At 69.9% G+C, this 16957-nt stretch carries 14 protein-coding genes; 11 read left to right on the forward strand and 3 right to left on the reverse strand.

What is annotated here, in order from left to right; genetic code table 11:
* Positions 1–103: 103 nt before the first annotated feature.
* Complete coding sequence (locus Q7W82_RS08820) at positions 104–1828, reverse strand: IlvD/Edd family dehydratase (protein ID WP_242156499.1); 1725 nt, start codon at positions 1826–1828, stop codon at positions 104–106.
* Between the two features lie 174 nt (positions 1829–2002).
* Between Q7W82_RS08820 and Q7W82_RS08825 the strand changes: the two genes are divergently transcribed.
* Positions 2003–2800, forward strand: coding sequence for an SDR family oxidoreductase (locus Q7W82_RS08825; RefSeq protein WP_242156500.1), 798 nt, complete (start codon positions 2003–2005; stop codon positions 2798–2800).
* A gap of 222 nt (positions 2801–3022) precedes the next feature.
* Here the strand turns inward: Q7W82_RS08825 and Q7W82_RS08830 are convergent, their stop codons facing one another.
* On the reverse strand, positions 3023–4021 hold the full coding sequence (locus Q7W82_RS08830; RefSeq protein ID WP_242156501.1) for a LysR substrate-binding domain-containing protein: 999 nt from the start codon (positions 4019–4021) through the stop codon (positions 3023–3025).
* Positions 4022–4173: 152 nt separating this feature from the next.
* Here Q7W82_RS08830 and araD1 point away from each other — a divergent pair, with 152 nt between their 5' ends.
* The 8 genes from araD1 to Q7W82_RS08870 all read left to right on the forward strand — a co-directional run bounded on the left by araD1 (position 4174) and on the right by Q7W82_RS08870 (position 12808).
* Positions 4174–5181, forward strand: coding sequence for an AraD1 family protein (gene araD1 / locus Q7W82_RS08835; protein WP_242156502.1), 1008 nt, complete (start codon positions 4174–4176; stop codon positions 5179–5181).
* 18 nt (positions 5182–5199) lie between these two features.
* Positions 5200–6639 carry an aldehyde dehydrogenase family protein gene (locus Q7W82_RS08840; protein WP_242156503.1) on the forward strand — a complete coding sequence of 480 codons (1440 nt, stop codon included), beginning with the start codon at positions 5200–5202 and terminating at the stop codon, positions 6637–6639.
* A gap of 97 nt (positions 6640–6736) precedes the next feature.
* Positions 6737–7729: an ABC transporter substrate-binding protein gene (locus Q7W82_RS08845; protein ID WP_242156505.1), complete on the forward strand. Its 993-nt coding sequence runs from the start codon at positions 6737–6739 to the stop codon at positions 7727–7729.
* Positions 7730–7739: 10 nt separating this feature from the next.
* A complete protein-coding gene (locus Q7W82_RS08850) occupies positions 7740–9251 on the forward strand; it encodes a sugar ABC transporter ATP-binding protein (RefSeq protein ID WP_242156507.1) in 1512 nt (503 codons plus the stop codon).
* Positions 9248–10303 (forward strand): ABC transporter permease, encoded by a 1056-nt coding sequence (locus tag Q7W82_RS08855; protein WP_242156508.1) that lies wholly within the window; start codon positions 9248–9250, stop codon positions 10301–10303. Before Q7W82_RS08850 ends, Q7W82_RS08855 begins: the two co-directional genes overlap by 4 nt.
* Positions 10300–11325: a galactofuranose ABC transporter, permease protein YjfF gene (gene yjfF, locus Q7W82_RS08860; protein ID WP_242156509.1), complete on the forward strand. Its 1026-nt coding sequence runs from the start codon at positions 10300–10302 to the stop codon at positions 11323–11325. The genes Q7W82_RS08855 and yjfF overlap by 4 nt, the downstream gene beginning before the upstream one ends.
* 45 nt (positions 11326–11370) lie before the next feature.
* A complete protein-coding gene (locus Q7W82_RS08865) occupies positions 11371–11991 on the forward strand; it encodes a glutathione S-transferase (protein WP_242156510.1) in 621 nt (206 codons plus the stop codon).
* A gap of 97 nt (positions 11992–12088) precedes the next feature.
* A complete protein-coding gene (locus tag Q7W82_RS08870) occupies positions 12089–12808 on the forward strand; it encodes a DUF4261 domain-containing protein (protein WP_242156511.1) in 720 nt (239 codons plus the stop codon).
* 102 nt (positions 12809–12910) lie between these two features.
* Here the strand turns inward: Q7W82_RS08870 and Q7W82_RS08875 are convergent, their stop codons facing one another.
* Positions 12911–14176, reverse strand: coding sequence for a cation:proton antiporter (locus tag Q7W82_RS08875; protein ID WP_242156512.1), 1266 nt, complete (start codon positions 14174–14176; stop codon positions 12911–12913).
* Between the two features lie 177 nt (positions 14177–14353).
* On the opposite strand from Q7W82_RS08875, the gene Q7W82_RS08880 reads away from it, so the two are divergent.
* Positions 14354–15484, forward strand: a complete 1131-nt coding sequence (locus Q7W82_RS08880; protein WP_242156513.1) for a membrane dipeptidase — start codon at positions 14354–14356, stop codon at positions 15482–15484.
* Positions 15485–15721: 237 nt separating this feature from the next.
* Positions 15722–16906 carry a glycosyl hydrolase family 28-related protein gene (locus Q7W82_RS08885; RefSeq protein ID WP_242156514.1) on the forward strand — a complete coding sequence of 395 codons (1185 nt, stop codon included), beginning with the start codon at positions 15722–15724 and terminating at the stop codon, positions 16904–16906.
* Positions 16907–16957: the final 51 nt, after the last annotated feature.

Below are 16957 nucleotides of genomic sequence, written 5' to 3' on the forward strand. Positions count from 1 at the left end.
CTCCTGTGGGGGCGGCTTCAGCCGCGATGGGCGCTATCTGTAACGCCTGTCGCGGCTGAAGCCGCTCCTAGGAAAGCAGGGTGGATGCATCTGGCCGCGGCCGCTAATGCGAATCGCGCGCCACCGCGTCGCCGCTGCCGCCGACTAGGAAGTCCAGGTCCGCGCCCAGGTGCGCCTGCTGCACGTGCTCCACGTAGAGCTTGCTCCAGCCGCGCGTCGGCGCCGGTGGCGGCGTCCATTCGCTGCGTCGGCGCAACAGTTCCTCGTCGCTGACTTCCAGGTGCAGTGCGCGGCCGGGGACGTCGAGTTCGATGATGTCGCCGTCGCGCACCAGGGCCAGGGTGCCGCCGGCGGCGGCCTCGGGCGAGGCGTGCAGCACCACGGTGCCGTAGGCGGTGCCGCTCATGCGCGCGTCGGAGATGCGCACCATGTCGGTGACGCCAGCGCGCAGCAGCTTCGGCGGCAGCGGCATGTTGCCGACCTCGGCCATGCCTGGGTAGCCGCGCGGGCCGCAGTGCTTGAGCACCATGATGCAGTCGGCGTCGATGTCCAGCGCCTCGTCGTCGATGCGCGCCTTGAAGTCCTCGATGCTCTCGAACACCACCGCACGCCCGCGGTGCCGCAACAGGTGCGGCGAGGCGGCCGAGGGCTTGATCACCGCGCCGTCCGGCGCCAGATTGCCGCGCAGCACGGCGATGCCGGCCTCCGCGCGCACCGGCGCCTCCAGCGGGTGGATCACCTCGCGGTTCCAGCACGGCGCCTGTGCCACGTTCTCGCCCAGGGTTTGACCATTGACGGTGCGCGCGTCCAGCGCCAGTTCGGCGCCGAGTTCGCGCATCACCGCCGGCAGCCCGCCGGCGTAGTAGAAGTCTTCCATCAGGTACTGGCCGGACGGCTTGAGGTTCACCAGGCACGGCAGGTGCGAGCCGAGCCGGTCCCAGTCGTCCAGTTGCAGCGGCACGCCCACCCGGCCGGCCAGGGCGAGCAGGTGCAGCACCGCGTTGGTGGAGCCGCCGATCGCCGCGTTGACCTTGATCGCGTTGGCGAAGGCATCGGCGGTCAGCACCTGCGACATGCGCAGGTCCTCTTCCACCATCTGCACGATGCGCCGCCCGCTGAGCCGCGCCAGCCGCGCGCGGCGCGCGTCCACCGCCGGGATCGCCGCGTTCTCCGGCAGCGACATGCCCAGTGCTTCGACCATGCTGGCCATGGTCGAGGCGGTGCCCATGGTCATGCAGCTGCCCTTGGAGCGTTGCATGCAGGCTTCGGCCTCGACGAAATCGTCCTGGCTCAGGGTGCCGGCGCGGACCATCTCCGACATCTCGATCACGCCGGTGCCCGAGCCCAGCGGCTGCCCGCGCCAGTTGCCCGACAGCGACGGCCCGCCGGACACGCCGATGGTCGGCAGGTCCACGCTGGCCGCGCCCATCAGCAGCGCCGGGGTGGTCTTGTCGCAGCCCATCAGCAGCACCACCCCGTCCAGCGGATTGGCGCGGATCGATTCCTCCACGTCCATGCTGGCGAGGTTGCGGAACAGCATCGCGGTGGGGCGCATCTGCGTCTCGCCCAGCGACATCACCGGGAACTCCAGCGGGAACCCGCCGGCCTCGTACACGCCGCGTTTGACGTGTTCGGCCAGTTCGCGCAGGTGGCCGTTGCACGGGGTCAGTTCGGACCAGGTGTTGCAGATGCCGATCACCGGGCGGCCGTCGAACATGTCGTGCGGATGGCCGGCGCTCTTGAGCCAGCTGCGGTAGTAGAAGCCCTGCTTGCCTTCGCGCCCGAACCACGCCTGGCTGCGGCGCGGCGGTTTGCTGGGTGAGCCCATGTCGGCGGATTCCTCGAGTCCAGGACGCCGGGATCCGCCTTGTGCGCAAGCCGCCCCCGGATGCTTTACGCGGGGGATGCTAGCGGGCATATTGATACGTGAAAAATAGCAAATATCTTCGAATGGATATTTGTTTTCATATATCGAAATCCTATCCACCTAGAGCGAAACGGCATGGACAACTCGGCAAGCGCGGCGCCTTCCTCCCTCGGCAACGCAACCTACGGCAGCCTGCACGGGCGCCGCGTCTTCATCACCGGCGGCGGTTCCGGCATCGGCGCCGCGCTGGTCGAGGCCTTCGCCGCGCAGGGCGCGCAGGTGGCCTTCGTCGATGTCGCGGCCGAGGCCAGCGCCGCGCTGGCCGAGCGCCTGGCCGCGGCCGGCCTGACCGCGCCGTGGTGGCGCCACTGCGACGTCACCGACGTGGCCGCGCTGCAGGCGGCGATCGGCGACGCGGCGGCCGCGCTGGGCGATTTCCACGTACTGCTCAACAACGTCGGCAGCGACGACCGCCACGCGCTGGAGGCGGTGACCCCGGACTACTGGGAGCGCTGCGTGTCGATCAACCAGCGTGCGGCGTTCTTCGCCATCCAGGCGGTGGTGCCGGGCATGCAGCGGCTGGGCGGCGGTTCCATCGTCAACCTCGGCTCCACCGGCTGGCAGAGCAAGACTGGCGGCTACCCGGTGTACGCCACCGCCAAGTCCTCGGTGAACGGCCTGACCCGCGGCCTGGCCCGCGACCTGGGCGCGGCGCGGATCCGCATCAACGTGCTGACCCCGGGCTGGGTGATGACCGAGCGCCAGGTCACCCTGTGGCTGGACGAGGCCGGCGAGCGCGAACTGGCGCGCAACCAGTGCCTGCCGGACAAGGTGATGCCGGAGGACATCGCGCGCATGGCGCTGTTCCTGGCCTCGGACGAGGCGCGCGCGATCACCGCGCAGGAGTTCGTGGTGGACGGCGGCTGGACCTGAGCGGCGCAGAATTCCCGGTTCGCGCGCGTCGCGGCTGAAGGCGCTCCTACAAGAGCCATGCGCCGGTGCGCGCTGGAGCATTGTGGGAGGGACTTCGGTTCCGACGCGATCGGCCGTCTTTGGACGGTCGCAGGTGAGCCCCGCACTGCTGCGCGTCGCGGCTGAAGCCGCTCCTACAAAAAGCCGCGCGCCGGTACGCGCAGGAGATTTGTGGGAGGGACTTCAGTCCCGACGCGATTCACTGTCCGTCGGTAGCGACTGCGCGTCCACTGCCGCGGCGACGCCGTAGACCGCCGCGGCCGCCTCCTGCAGCGCCCGCAGCACGATCCGCGCGCCCGGCGACAGCAGCCAGTCGCGGCGGGTGATCAGGCCGAAGGCGTCCATGCGGCAGGACAGCGCCACCGGCACGATCGCCACGCTGCCGTGGTCGGCGAAATGCCGGGCCACGTCCTCCGGGACCACCGCCAGCGCGTCGCCGTGGCGCAGCAGTTGCGGCAGGACCACCAGCGCCGAGGTCTCGATCACCCGCTTGGGCGCCTCCAGCCCGGCGTTCTGGAACATCAGTTCGAAGCGATGGCGCAGCACGCTGCCGTCCGGCGGCACGATCCACGGTGCCTCGGCCAGCACGGTCAGCGTCGGCGCCGGCGCCGTCAGCAGCGGATGGCCGGGGCGGGCGATGGCGCAGACCTTTTCCTCGGCCAGCGCCTGGTAGTGCAGATGGCGCTTGTCGTGCCGCGCGAACAGCCGCGCCACCACGATGTCGAGCTTGTTCTGCGCCAGGTGCTCCAGCAGTACGTCGCTGCCGTCCACGCGCAGGCTCACCCGCAGCAGCGGATGCTGCGCGCCGACCTGGGCCAGGGCCGACGGCAGCAGGCTCATCGCCGGGCCGGCGATCGCGCCGACGGCGACGCTGCCGGCATAGCCGGCCTTCAGCGCCTCGATCTCGGCACCGGCCTCGCCGAGACTGGCCAGGGCGATGCGCGCGTGGCGGATCATCGCCTCGCCGTACCAGGTCGCGCGCATGCCGCGCGGCAGGCGCTCGAACAGCGGCACCGCCAACATGTCCTCCAGGTCCTTGAGCAGCTTGGACGCGGCCGGCTGCGACATGTTCAAGGTCTCGGCGGCGCGGTGGATGTTGCCTTCCTCCTCGATCGCCAGCAGCAGCATCAATTGCCGGGTCTTCAGGCGGGCGCGGACGAACCAGGGCGGGGAAGCGGGCATGGCGCTCAGAAAGATACGAATGTTCGTATACCTTAAGCCAAAACCGATATTTGTTGCATATAGGTCGTCCGGCCAGAATAGGACCGGCGCATCGCGTCGCGCGGGTTCCGCGTCGCGCGCTGCGCGTCCGCATTCCGACAGGCGACCGATGCATGCGATTGATCCAGTTGCTCGATGACGCCGGCACGCCCGGCGTCGGCGTGGTGGAAGACGACGGCCGCCAGGTGCGGCTGTTGCGCGAGGTGGACTCCACCTACGCGCTGGCCAACGCGGCGCTGGCCGCCGGCAACAGCCTGGAGGCGCAGGCGCAGCAGCTGCGCGGCGAGCGTGTGCTCGACTACGCCGCACTGCTGGCCGCCGGCCGGGTGCTGCCGCCGCTGACCCATCCGGACCCGGCGCATTGCCGGGTCACCGGCACCGGCCTGACCCACCTGGGCAGCGCCGCCACGCGCGACGCCATGCACCAGAACCTGCAGCAACAGGCGGCGCAGGGCACGCTCACCGATTCGATGAAGATCTTCCAACTCGGCGTGGACGGCGGCATCCCGCGCGACGGCCAGCCCGGCGCGCAGCCGGAATGGTTCTACAAGGGCGACGGCAGCAGCCTGGTCGCGCCGGGCGCGCCGCTGCCGTCGCCGGACTTCGCCCTGGACGGCGGCGAGGAGCCGGAACTGGTCGGGCTGTACGTGATCGGCGCCGACGGCGTGCCGTACCGGCTCGGCTTCGCGCTGGGCAACGAGTTCTCCGACCACGTCACCGAGCGCCAGAACTATCTGTACCTGGCCCACTCCAAGCTGCGCGCCTGCGCGGTCGGCCCGGAGCTGCGCTGCGGCGCACTGCCGCGCGACCTGCGCGGCCACAGCCGCATTCGCCGCGGCGACGCGGTGATCTGGGAGAAGCCTTTCGTCACCGGCGAGGCCAACATGTGCCATTCGCTGGCCAATCTCGAGTACCACCATTTCAAGTACGCCGCGCACCGCGTGCCTGGCGACGTGCATCTGCATTTCTTCGGCACCGCCACGCTGAGCTTCGCCGACGGCGTGCAGGCGCAGCCCGGCGACCGCTTCGAGATCGAACTGCCCGAGTTCGGCGCGGCGCTGGTCAATCCCTTGCAGCGCGTCGACAGCGGATTCGCCCTGGGCGGCGTGCGCGCGCTGTAGAACCGCACGGAGGTAGGCATGACCCGACAGTTCCAGAGCTACATCGACGGCCGATGGGTGGCCGGCGACGACCTCGCTCCCGACGAGAATCCCTCCGACCTCTCGGCCCCGATCGGCGAGGCCGGCAGCGTCGACGCGGCCACGGTGCGCGAGGCGATCGCCGCGGCCAACGCGGCGCAGTCGGCGTGGGCCGCGAGCACCCCGCAACAGCGCGCCGATGCGCTGGACGCGGTCGGCAGCGAGATCCTGGCGCGCAAGCAGGAGCTGGGCGCGCTGCTGGCCTCGGAAGAGGGCAAGACCTTGCCGGAGAGCATCGCCGAGGCGGCGCGTGCCGGGCAGATCTTCAAGTTCTTTGCCGGCGAGGCCCTGCGCATTCCCGGCGAGACGCTGGCCTCCACCCGGCCCGGGGTCAATGTCGAGATCACCCGCGAGCCGGTCGGCACGGTCGGCATCATCGCGCCGTGGAATTTCCCGCTGGCGATCCCGGCGTGGAAGATCGCGCCGGCGCTAGCCTACGGCAACACGGTGGTGTTCAAGCCCGCGGAGATCGTGCCCGGCTGCGCCTGGGCGCTGGCCGAGATCCTCAGCCGCGCCGGCCTGCCCAATGGCGCGTTCAACCTGGTGCTCGGCAGCGGCAGCACGGTCGGCCAGGCGCTGGTCGGCGAGCGCGGCATCGATGCGCTGAGCTTCACCGGCTCGGTGCCGACCGGCAACCGGCTGCTCAAGCAGGCCGCCGAGCGCGGGCTGAAGATCCAGTTGGAGATGGGCGGCAAGAATCCGCTGGTGGTGCTGGCCGATGCCGACCTGGACCTGGCGGCGGAGATCGCGGTCAACGGTTCCTATTTCTCCACCGGTCAGCGCTGTACTGCGTCGAGCCGGCTGATCGTCGAACGCGCGGTGCACGATGCGTTCGTCGCGCGCCTGCGCACGCGCCTGGCCGCGCTGAAGATCGGCCATGCGCTGGAGGCGGGCGTGGACATCGGCCCGGTCGCCAGCGCCAGCCAGTTCGAACAGGACCGCGACTACCTGCGCATCGCCCGCGAGGAAGGCGCCGAACTGCTCTACGGCGGCGAGGCGCTGGAGTGCGCGCACCGCGGCTACTACCTGCGCCCGGCGCTGGTCGCCGCGCAGCCGCAGCACCGCATCGCCCGCGAGGAAGTGTTCGGCCCGGTCGCCGCGATGCTGGTGGCCGACGACTACGAACACGCGCTGGCCCTGGCCAACGACACCGAGTTCGGCCTGTGCGCCGGCATCGCCACGCGCTCGCTGAAGCACGCCACGCATTTCAAGCGGCATGCGCAGGCGGGCATGGTGATGGTCAATCTGCCCACCGCCGGCGTCGACCCGCACGTGCCGTTCGGCGGACGCAAGGCGTCCAGCTACGGCCCGCGCGAGCAGGGCCGCTATGCGGTGGAGTTCTACACCACGGTCAAGACCGCCTATACGTCCGCACCATGAACTGATCGAACCAGCGCACGCCGGCCTGGGAGGGCGGGCGGCGCGTCGCGGCCTCCGGGCCCGTCCGCCGCCAGCGTGCCATCAACGAGGAGGGGCTATGCAGAAGCACACGTCGGGAATGCGGGCGCTGGGAATCGCGGCACTGCTGGGCATGGCGCTGGCCGCCTGTTCCGGCGGCGGCAAGGAGGCCGGCAAGGCGCCCGGGCAACTGACCGTCGGTTTCAGTCAGGTCGGCGCGGAGAGCGAATGGCGCACCGCCAACACCGCCTCGATCAAGCAGGCCGTGGCCGATGCCGGCATGAAGTTGAAGTTCTCCGATGCGCAGCAGAAGCAGGAGAACCAGATCAAGGCACTGCGCTCGTTCATCGCCCAGCGCGTGGACGTGATCGCGTTTTCGCCGGTGGTGGAGTCGGGCTGGGAGACAGTGCTGCGCGAGGCCAAGGCCGCCAATATCCCGGTGGTGCTCACCGACCGCGCGGTGAAGGTGTCCGACGATAGCCTCTACGTCACCCTGATCGGCTCGGATTTCGTCGAGGAAGGGCGCAAGGCGGCGCGCTGGCTGGTCGAGCGCTCGCCACTGAAGGACGGCGACAAACCGGTGCGCATCGTCGAACTGCAGGGCACTGTCGGCTCGGCGCCGGCGATCGATCGCATGAAGGGCTTCAAGGAAATCTTGGCGGCGCATCCGCGCTTCCAGATCGTGCGTTCGCAGAGCGGCGACTTCACCCGCGCCAAGGGCAAGGAAGTGATGGAGGCGTTCCTGAAGGCGGAGGGGCGCAACATCGATGTGCTCTATGCGCACAACGACGACATGGCCATCGGCGCGATCCAGGCGATCGAGGAAGCCGGGCTGAAGCCCGGCAAGGACATCCTGGTGATCTCGGTGGATGGAGTGAAGGGCGCGTTCGAGGCGATGCAGGCGGGCAAGCTCAACGTGACCGTCGAATGCAATCCGCTGCTCGGCCCGCAACTGGTGCAGGCCATCCGCGACCTCAAGGCCGGCAAGCCGCTGCCCAAGCGCATCGTGGTCGAGGAGTCGGTGTACACCCAGGACCAGGCCGCGGCCGAACTGCCCAAGCGCAAGTACTGAGGGCGCGCGCATGCATCCGCTGCTGCTGGAGGCGCAGGGACTGAGCAAGGCCTACGCTGGCGTGGCCGCGCTGGAGGACGTGGCGCTGCGCCTGCGCGGCGGCGAGATCCACGCGCTGATGGGCCAGAACGGCGCCGGCAAGTCGACGCTGATCAAGCTGCTCACCGGGGTGACGGCGGCCGATGCCGGGCGCATCGCGCTGGACGGCGCGGTCGTCGCGCCGGCCTCGCCGCAGCAGGCGCAACGCCTCGGCATCAGCACCGTGTACCAGGAAGTGAACCTGTGCCCGAACCTGTCGGTGGCCGAGAACCTGTTCGCCGGCCGCTATCCGCTGCGCGGTTGGCCGCGGCGCATCGACTGGCGCCGGGTCGAACGCGAAGCCGAGGCCAGCCTGCAGCGCCTGGGCATCGTCGTCGACGTGCGCCGCGCGCTGGGCAGCTATCCGGTGGCGGTGCAGCAGATGGTGGCGATCGCGCGCGCGGTCGGCGTGTCGGCGCGGGTGCTGATCCTCGACGAACCCACCTCCAGCCTCGACGAAGGCGAGGTGGCCGAGTTGTTCCGGGTGATGCGTGCGCTGCGCGAGGCCGGCATGGCGATCCTGTTCGTCACCCACTTCCTGGACCAGGTGTACGCGGTGGCCGACCGCATCAGCGTGCTGCGCAACGGGCGCCTGGTCGGCGAATACACGCCCGATGCGCTGCCCGCGCCGCAACTGGTCGCGGCGATGGTCGGGCGCGCGCTCGATCCGGCCAGCGCCGCGGCCGCCACGGTGCGCGCGGCCGCACCCGAGGACGCGGTGCCGCTGCTGCAGGCGCAGGGCCTGGGACGGCGCGGCCAGCTGCAGCCGGTCGATCTGCACGTGTGCCGCGGCCAGGTGCTGGGCCTGGCCGGCCTGCTCGGCGCCGGCCGCACCGAACTGGCGCGGCTGCTGTTCGGGCTGGACCGTGCCGATCGCGGTCGCGTGGCGATCGACGGCCGCGCCGTGGCGCTGCGCGGCCCGCCCGACGCGATCGCCCATGGCCTGGCGCTGTGCCCGGAAGAGCGCAAGACCGAGGGCATCGTCGCCGAGCTGTCGGTGCGCGAGAACATCGTGCTGGCGCTGCAGGCGCGCCTGGGCCTGCGCCGGTTCCTGGCGCCGGCCGAGCAGGTGCGCATCGCGCAGGGCTACGTGGATGTGCTCGGCATCAAGACCGCCAGCCTGGAGACGCCAGTGGGGCTGCTGTCCGGCGGCAACCAGCAGAAGGTGGTGCTGGCGCGCTGGCTGGCGACGCGGCCGCGGCTGCTGATCCTCGACGAACCCACCCGCGGCATCGACATCGCCGCCAAGCAAGACATCATGACCCGGATCCTGGCCTTGGCCCGCGAGGGCATGGCGGTGCTGTTCATCTCCGCCGAGGTCGCCGAGATCGCGCGCATCGCCCACCGCATCGCGGTGCTGCGCGAACGCCGCCTGGTCGGCGAACTGCCCGGTGGCTGCGGCGAGCGGGCGATCTTCGACCTGATCGCCGGGAGTGCGGCGTGAGCGCCGCCGCCACGCCCGACACCACCGTACCGCGCTGGCCGGCACGGCTGCGCGCGCACCCGTTGTTCTGGCCGCTGGCGACGCTGGCCGTGCTGCTGCTCGGCAACGGCCTGTTCGACCCCGGCTTCCTGAGCCTGCAATGGCGCGACGGCCACCTGTACGGCAACCTGATCGACATCGGCAACCGCGCCGCGCCGCTGGCGCTGGTGGCGATGGGCATGACCCTGGTGATCGCGGTGCGCGGCCTGGACATCTCGGTCGGCGCGGTGGTGGCGATCGCCGCGACGGTGGCGGCCTGGATGATCGGCGGCGGCGAGCACAGCCGTTTCCCGCTGTGGGCGGTGCTGCTGGCGCCGTTGTTGGTGGCGACGCTATGCGGGCTGTGGAACGGGCTGCTGGTGGTCAAGGTCGGCATGCAGCCGATCATCGCCACGCTGATCCTGATGGTGGCCGGGCGCGGCATCGCGCAGCTCATCGGCGACGGGCAGATCCTGACCATCTACTACCCGCCGTACTTCTACCTCGGCAACGGCTTCCTGCTCGGCTTGCCATTCGCCTTGTTCGTGGTCGCGGCGGTATTCCTGGCGCTGCAGCTGCTGCTGGGGCGCACCGCGCTGGGGCTGTTCGTACGCGCGATCGGCCACAACCCGCGTGCGGCGCGGGTGGCGGGCGTGCGGGCGCGGCTGATCGCCGTGCTGTTGTACGTGTTCTGCGCGTTCAGCGCCGGCTTGGCCGGGTTGCTGATCAGTTCCAACGTCAAGAGCGCCGACGCCAACAACGCCGGGCAGCTGATGGAACTGGACGCGATCCTCGCGGTCACCCTCGGCGGCACGCTGCTCGATGGCGGCCGCTTCAGCCTGGCCGGCAGCGTGATCGGCGCGCTGATCATCCAGACCCTGACCGCGACCATCTACGCGTTCGGCGTGCCGGCGCAGGTCACCATGCTGATCAAGGCGCTGCTGGTGTTCGCGGTGATGCTGCTGCAGTCGCCGGCCTTCCGCGCCACCCTGCGCGGCTGGATCAAGCGGCCCCAGCCGCAGGTGCGGCCATGAGCGCGGCGGCTCCGCGCTTGGCGGTGCCCGGCCGGCGCAAGGCGACGGGGATGCTGCAGGGCGCACGCCTGCCGCTGGCGATCACCGTGGCGCTGTTCGTGGCCATGCTCGCGACCGGCGGCGTGCTCTACGACGGCTTCCTGGCGCCGCAGGTGCTCGCCAATCTGCTGATCGACAACGCCTTCCTGTGCATCGCCGCGGTGGGCATGAGCCTGGTGATCCTCAGCGGCGGCATCGATTTGTCGGTGGGCGCGGTGCTGGCCTTCGCCACGGTGCTGTCGGCGTCGCTGGTCGAGCGCCATGGCTGGTCGCCGCTGGCGGCGATCCCGCTGGTGCTGCTGCTCGGCAGCGCGTTCGGCGCCGGCATGGGCCTGCTGATCCAGCGCTACCGTCTGCAGCCCTTCGTGGTCACCCTGGCCGGCATGTTCCTGGCGCGCGGCGCCAGCACGCTGATCAGCGTCGATTCGATCCCCATCACCGACCCGCTGTACACCGCGATCGCGCAGGCGCGGCTGCCGCTGGGCGGTGGCGCATCGCTGTCGGTCGGTGCGCTGATCGCGCTGGCCATGGTGGCGCTGGGCATGTGGCTGACCCAGTACACCCGCTTCGGCCGCTGCGTGTACGCACTCGGCGGCAGCGAGGCCTCGGCGCGGCTGATGGGCCTGCCGGTGGAGGCGACCCGGGTGCGCGTCTACGCCTTCAGCGGCTTCTGCTCGGCGCTGGCCGGGGTGGTGTGCACGTTCTACATGCTGTCCGGCTACAGCCTGCACGCGCAGGGCCTGGAGCTGGACGCCATCGCCGCGGTGGTGATCGGCGGCACCCTGCTGGCCGGCGGCAGCGGCTATGTGATCGGCACCTTGTTCGGCGTGCTGATCCTGGGCGCGATCCAGACCCTGATCGTGTTCGACGGCACGCTCAGCTCGTGGTGGACGCGCATCGTGATCGGCGGCCTGCTGCTGCTGTTCTGCCTGCTGCAGCGGCTGCTGACCCGGCGCCTGCCGGACGCCGCGATGGGCGATTGAGCGGCGCGGCGGCGTAGAATTCCCGGACGCAACGGGAGCGCCGACATGCTGAAGATCTGGGGCCGCCACAATTCGAGCAACGTGCGCAAGGTGCTGTGGTGCGCCGAGGAGATCGGCCTGGCCTACACCTCCATCGAGGTCGGCGGCGCGTTCGGCGGCAACGACGCACCAGCCTATCGCGCACTCAATCCCAACGGCCTGGTGCCGGCCATCGAGGACGATGGCCTGGCGTTGTGGGAATCCAACGCCATCGTGCGTTACCTGGCCGCGCGCTACGCGCCGGACACGCTGTATCCGCAGGATCCGGTGCTGCGCGCGCAGGGCGACAAGTGGATGGACTGGACCACCTCGCGCTTCGCCGGCGCTTTCCGTGATCTGTTCTGGGGCGTGCTGCGCACCGCGCCCGAGCAGCGCGACGCCGCCAGGATCGCCGCCGCGCTGGAACACTCGGCCGAGTTGTTGCGCACCGCCGACGCCGCGCTGGCACAGCAGCCGTGGCTGTCGGGCGAGCACTTCGCGATGGGCGACATCCCGCTGGGCAGTTTCGCCTATGCCTGGTTCGAGATGTCGATCGAGCGCCCGACGCTGCCGCATCTTCATGCCTGGTACCAGCGCCTGCAGCAGCGCCCGGCCTACCGCAAGGGCGTGATGACGGCACTGACCTGAATCGCGGCGGTCATGGCCGGCGCGTCGTCGCGGCGGCGGCCATGCCGGTGAACTGCTCGCGCATGTGATTCCCTCTGACGGCAAGGAGCCGCCTCCCTTGATCGAGCCCCCCAAGATCGTGCTCTGCATTCCCGGCCCATGGCCGGATCGGTCCGACCTGCTGGCGCGCATCGTCCAGGACAGCGGCGGCTACCTGTTCGCCGGGCAGGTGCTGATGCACATGGACAGCGGCCAGGCCTGCGAACTGCAGCACGAGCCACACGATGCACGCATGGCCGACGCGTTCGCCGCCGCCGGACCGCACTGGCGCGGTTCCGCGGACATGGCGCGCATCGGCACGCATGCGTCCGTCGTCTACCTCATCGGCGCCGGCGGTTCGCGGGTGCGTGCCGAGACGATGATGCGCGCGGCCGCGGCGTTGCTGGATGCCGGCGGCCTGGGGGTCAAGGTGGAAAGCAGCGGCGTTGCCCACAGCCCGGCCGACTGGCGCCAGTTGTGCGCGGACCTGCCGCTGGGCAGTGCCCATCGCGCCTATGTGCTCAACATCACTGGCGAGCAGGTGCATTCCTGCGGCATGCACCAGTTCGGCATGAAGGACGCGATCGTCGCGGCGCAGGCCGCGCCCGATCCGGTCGGCCTGCTGCACACCTTCACCTGCTACCTGTTCAACGAAGCGCCCGACGTGCGCGAGGGCCACACCTTTTCCGTCGCGCACGGCGCGCCGCGCTATCGGCTCCAGGCCGAGGCCAGCAGCCAGTTCCAACCCGGCGATCTGTTCGCCAATCCCTATGGACTGTGGCGGCTGACGCCGCTCTGACGGCGCGTTTCGTCCGGGATCCGGGTAGGGCGGGCAGGGCCGACGAGTTGCTCGCCGCGAATCGTGGTTGCGGTGCGGGCCGCCGTCGAGCGCCTGCGTGCCTCAGGGCCTCCCGCCCGCCACCGCCGGCAGCGCGTCGCCGCCTGCCCGGCGCATCACCCAGTTGAACAGCGGCGTGGCCATCAGCGTGGAGGTGATGGCCATCAGCACCAGGATCGAGAACAGACCCTGTTCGATCACCCCGGCCTGCAGGCCGATGTTGATGATGATCAGTTCCATCAGGCCGCGCGCGTTCATCAACGCGCCGATCGCCATTGAATTGCGGTTGTTCTCGCCGCTCAGCCGTGCCGCGCCCCAGCAGGCGATGCCCTTGCCCAGGAACGAGGCCAGCAGCACCACGCCGGCGGCCAGCAGGATCTGCGGATCCAGCAGCACGCTCAGTTCGGTCTTGAGGCCGGAGAAGGTGAAGAACATCGGCAGCAGGAACACCACCACGAACGGCTGCAACTGCTCGCGCAGCTTCTCGGTCAGCGCGCCCTTGGGCAGGCAGGCGCCGAGCAGGAAGCCGCCGAACACCGCGTGGATGCCGATCGCATCCATCGCCCAGGCGCTGGTGCAGAACAGCATCAGCACCACCGCCAGCACGCCGGCGCTCAGCGGCTGGTCGGCGCGCACGTGGTCGGCCAGGCGGCGTAGCCAGTGGCGGCCGACCAGCAGCATGAACAGCGCATAGCCCACGCCGCCGCCGATTGCCAGATAGGCGCTGCCCCAGCTGCCGCCGAAGCTGGCCAGTACCACCGCCAGGATGCACCAGGCCGCGGCGTCGTCGACCGCGCCGGCGGTCAGCGCCAGGGTGCCCAGCGGGCTGCCGGTGAGACCGCGCTCGTGGATGATCCGCGCCAGCATCGGGAACGCGGTGATGGCGATGGCCGCCCCCAGGAACAGCGACGCCTCCAGCAGCTTGGTCTTGGCCGAGAACAGCCCCGGCACGTGCAGCAGCCACGGCGCCAGCACGAACGCCAGCACGAACGGCACGGCGATGCCGGCCAGCGACACGCCCATCGCGCTGCGGTAGCGCGTACGGAAGTGGTCGCCGCGGAAATCGGTGCCGACCAGAAACATGTACAGGCCCACGCCGAACTGCGCGGCCACGTACAGCATGTCCAGGGTCGGCTTGGGAAACAGTGCCTGCTGCACGTCCGGCAGCAGCGCGCCGAACAGCGACGGCCCCAACGCGACGCCGGCGATCATCTCGCCGACCACCTGCGGCTGGCCCAGGCGCCTGGCCAGCAGGCCGACCAGGCGGCACACCAGCAGGATCACCGCCGCCTGCAGGAAGAAGTACACCGACATCTGCGGGGTGGTCATGGGCGGCCGTCCTGGAAGTGTCGGCGGATGATAGGAGGCCGGGGCCGCGAAATCCATGCGCGCGCCGCGTCACGTGGTGGGGCGGGGCGCGTTTGCGGTATGGTGCCTCGCGCGCGCATCGCGCATGCCCGTCACCCATGCGGGCCGACACCGCAGGACGCACCGGGGAGCGAAGCGATGAGCAAGGGATGGACGCGGCGGCAATGCCTGGGCGCCGGTGCCGCGGGCGCAGTGGCCGGTTTGCTGCCAGGGGCCGCCATCGCCAGCGCCGCCGCTGCCGATGCGGGCGATGCCGATGCGCTGTACCGGCGCGCGCTGGTGCTCGACGCCAATGCGCTGGCCTCGATCGGGCAGGTGTTCGGCGGCCCGGATACGCCGCAGCTGCTGCAGCAATTGCGCGACTCCGGCGTGTCGGCGCTGAAGACCACGCTGGGCGGTGCGGCCGGCGACTTCGAGACCGCCGTGCAGGACATTGCCGCCGCGCAGGCGCTGGTCGAGCGTTATCCGCAGCACTTCCTCAAGGTGCTGCAACCGGCCGACCTGCGCCGCGCCAAGCGCGAGGGGCGCGTCGCGCTGATTTTTTCCTTCGAGTCGGCGGCGATGCTGGAGGACAAGCCCGCGCGCATCGATCTGTTCCGCCAGCTCGGTGTGCGGGTCATGCAACTCACCTACAACCGCACCACGCCGTTCGGCGTGGGCTGCCTGGACGGCGAGAGCGGCGGCGTCACCGCGCTCGGCCGCGACGCCATCGCGCGCATGAACCGGCTTGGGGTGGCGCTGGATCTGAGCCATTCCAACCTGCAGACCACCCGCGACGGCATCGCCCTGTCGCAGCGCCCGCCGGTCATCACCCACGCCGGCTGTGCCGCGGTGTTTGCGCATCCGCGCAACAAGCAGGACGCCGAGCTGCGCGCCCTGGCCGGCAAGGGTGGGGTCATGGGCGTCTACATGCTGCCGTTCCTGACCGAGGACAGCCGCCAACCGCACCTGGCCGACTACATGCGCCACCTGCAGCACGCGCTGGACGTGTGCGGCGAGGACCATGTCGGCATCGGCACCGATTCGCTGTTCTTCCCGATCACCGAGCAGGACCGGCGCGCGTTCGAGGCGGACCTGGTGCAGCGCCGCCGCGACGGCATCGGCGCCCCGGGCGAGAACCGGCTGCCCTATCTGCCCGACGCCAACACCCCGCGCAAGCTCGAACGCGTCGCCGACGCACTGCTGCGCCAGGGCTACAGCGCCCGCGTCGCCGACAAGGTGCTGGGCCTGAACTTCGAACGGGTCTTCGGCGAGATCTGGACCGTTTGACCCCGACCGACCGCGGACGGCGCATCGCTGCCTCCGGCGCGATCGCCGTCGCTGGCAGGTGCAGGCTGAAAATTTTTTCGGATCACATGCGCTGCCGCCGACGCGGCTTCTTCACCAACACCCTTTTCACCAAGACGAGAGATGCACATGCAACAGCATTCGAATGGACAACGTCCTGCGGCGGGAATGTCGCGCCGTGACTTTTCCCGTTTCGTGGGCCTTGGCGGCATGGCAGGAGTGGCCGCGCTCGCCGGCGTGGACGTCGCCGGCGCCAACGCCAATCCCAACACCACGCAGGCAGCGGCACCATCGTCCCCCATCGTCAACGTCAAGGATTTCGGCGCGGTCGGCGATGGTGCCAGCAACGACCAGCCGGCGATCCAGGCGGCCCTGGACAGCGTGGGCACCGATGGCGGCTACGTGTTCTTTCCCAAGGGCTCCTATCGGGTCGACGCGCCGCTGTTCGTGAAGAGCAAGGTCAACAGCGCGGCCGGTTTCGTGGTGGCCGGCGCGGGGCAGAACTGCGCCATTCGCGCCGGCGACAACTTCCCGGCCAACGTGGCCCTGGTCTACGTGCTCGGCGGCAATGCCGCACTGTTCGACCTGGGGCTGGATGGCATGAACCGCGCGCAGAACGGCGTGGAGTACGCGTACTCCGCACCGGATCGTCCGGACGACCGCACCATCCTGATCCGCGGCGTGGCGTTCTCGCGGTTCCTGTCCAACGGCTTCCACTGCGTCGGCGGCGAGGGCTACCAGATCCGCGAGTGTTTCTTCAATTCCATCGGCGACTACGCGGTCTACAACCGCGACGGCGGCATCAATTCGTTCGTCGAGGGCAACTACATGCTCGGCTGCGGGGGCGTCTATCTGGGGTCGACGTCGGCGCAGCCGGAAGGGGTCAGGATCGTCAACAACACCATTCTCGCCTCCGCCGGTTCGGGCATCGGCGTCTACGTCGACCGCGGCATGGAGATCAACATCTCGCACAACGTGATCGACCAGGTCAAGGTGGCCTCGGTGCAGGTCACCAACAACAGCTCCTACGTCAAATGCATCGGCAACTGGCTGTCGGGGCAACCCGGCACGGTGGTGTGCTCGTTGAGCCAGGACGCCAACTCGATCACCTTCGCCGACAACACCTTCGAAGGCGGCGACTTCCAGTTGTCGGTGGTTTCCGACACCGTCGGCCGCATCCACGACATCACCGTCCACAACAACATCTTCAACAACACGCGCGACACCGCGATGTTCTTCAACAACATCTCCAGAGTCAGTATCATCGGCAACCATTGCCGCTCAAGCGGCAAGGAATCGCTGTTCTGGGGTGGCGGCCAGTACGGCGTGGCGATGGGCAACGTGCTCTGGAAGGGCCCGAACGCCGCTGCCGGCTTGGTACAGAACACCAACATCGGGTGGTGATGCGCGCATCGCGCCGGTGCCGGCAGGCTTTCTGCCGCACCGGCGCGACAA

It is taken from the genome of Xanthomonas indica (genome assembly GCF_040529045.1).
Taxonomy (GTDB): Bacteria; Pseudomonadota; Gammaproteobacteria; order Xanthomonadales; family Xanthomonadaceae; genus Xanthomonas_A; species Xanthomonas_A indica.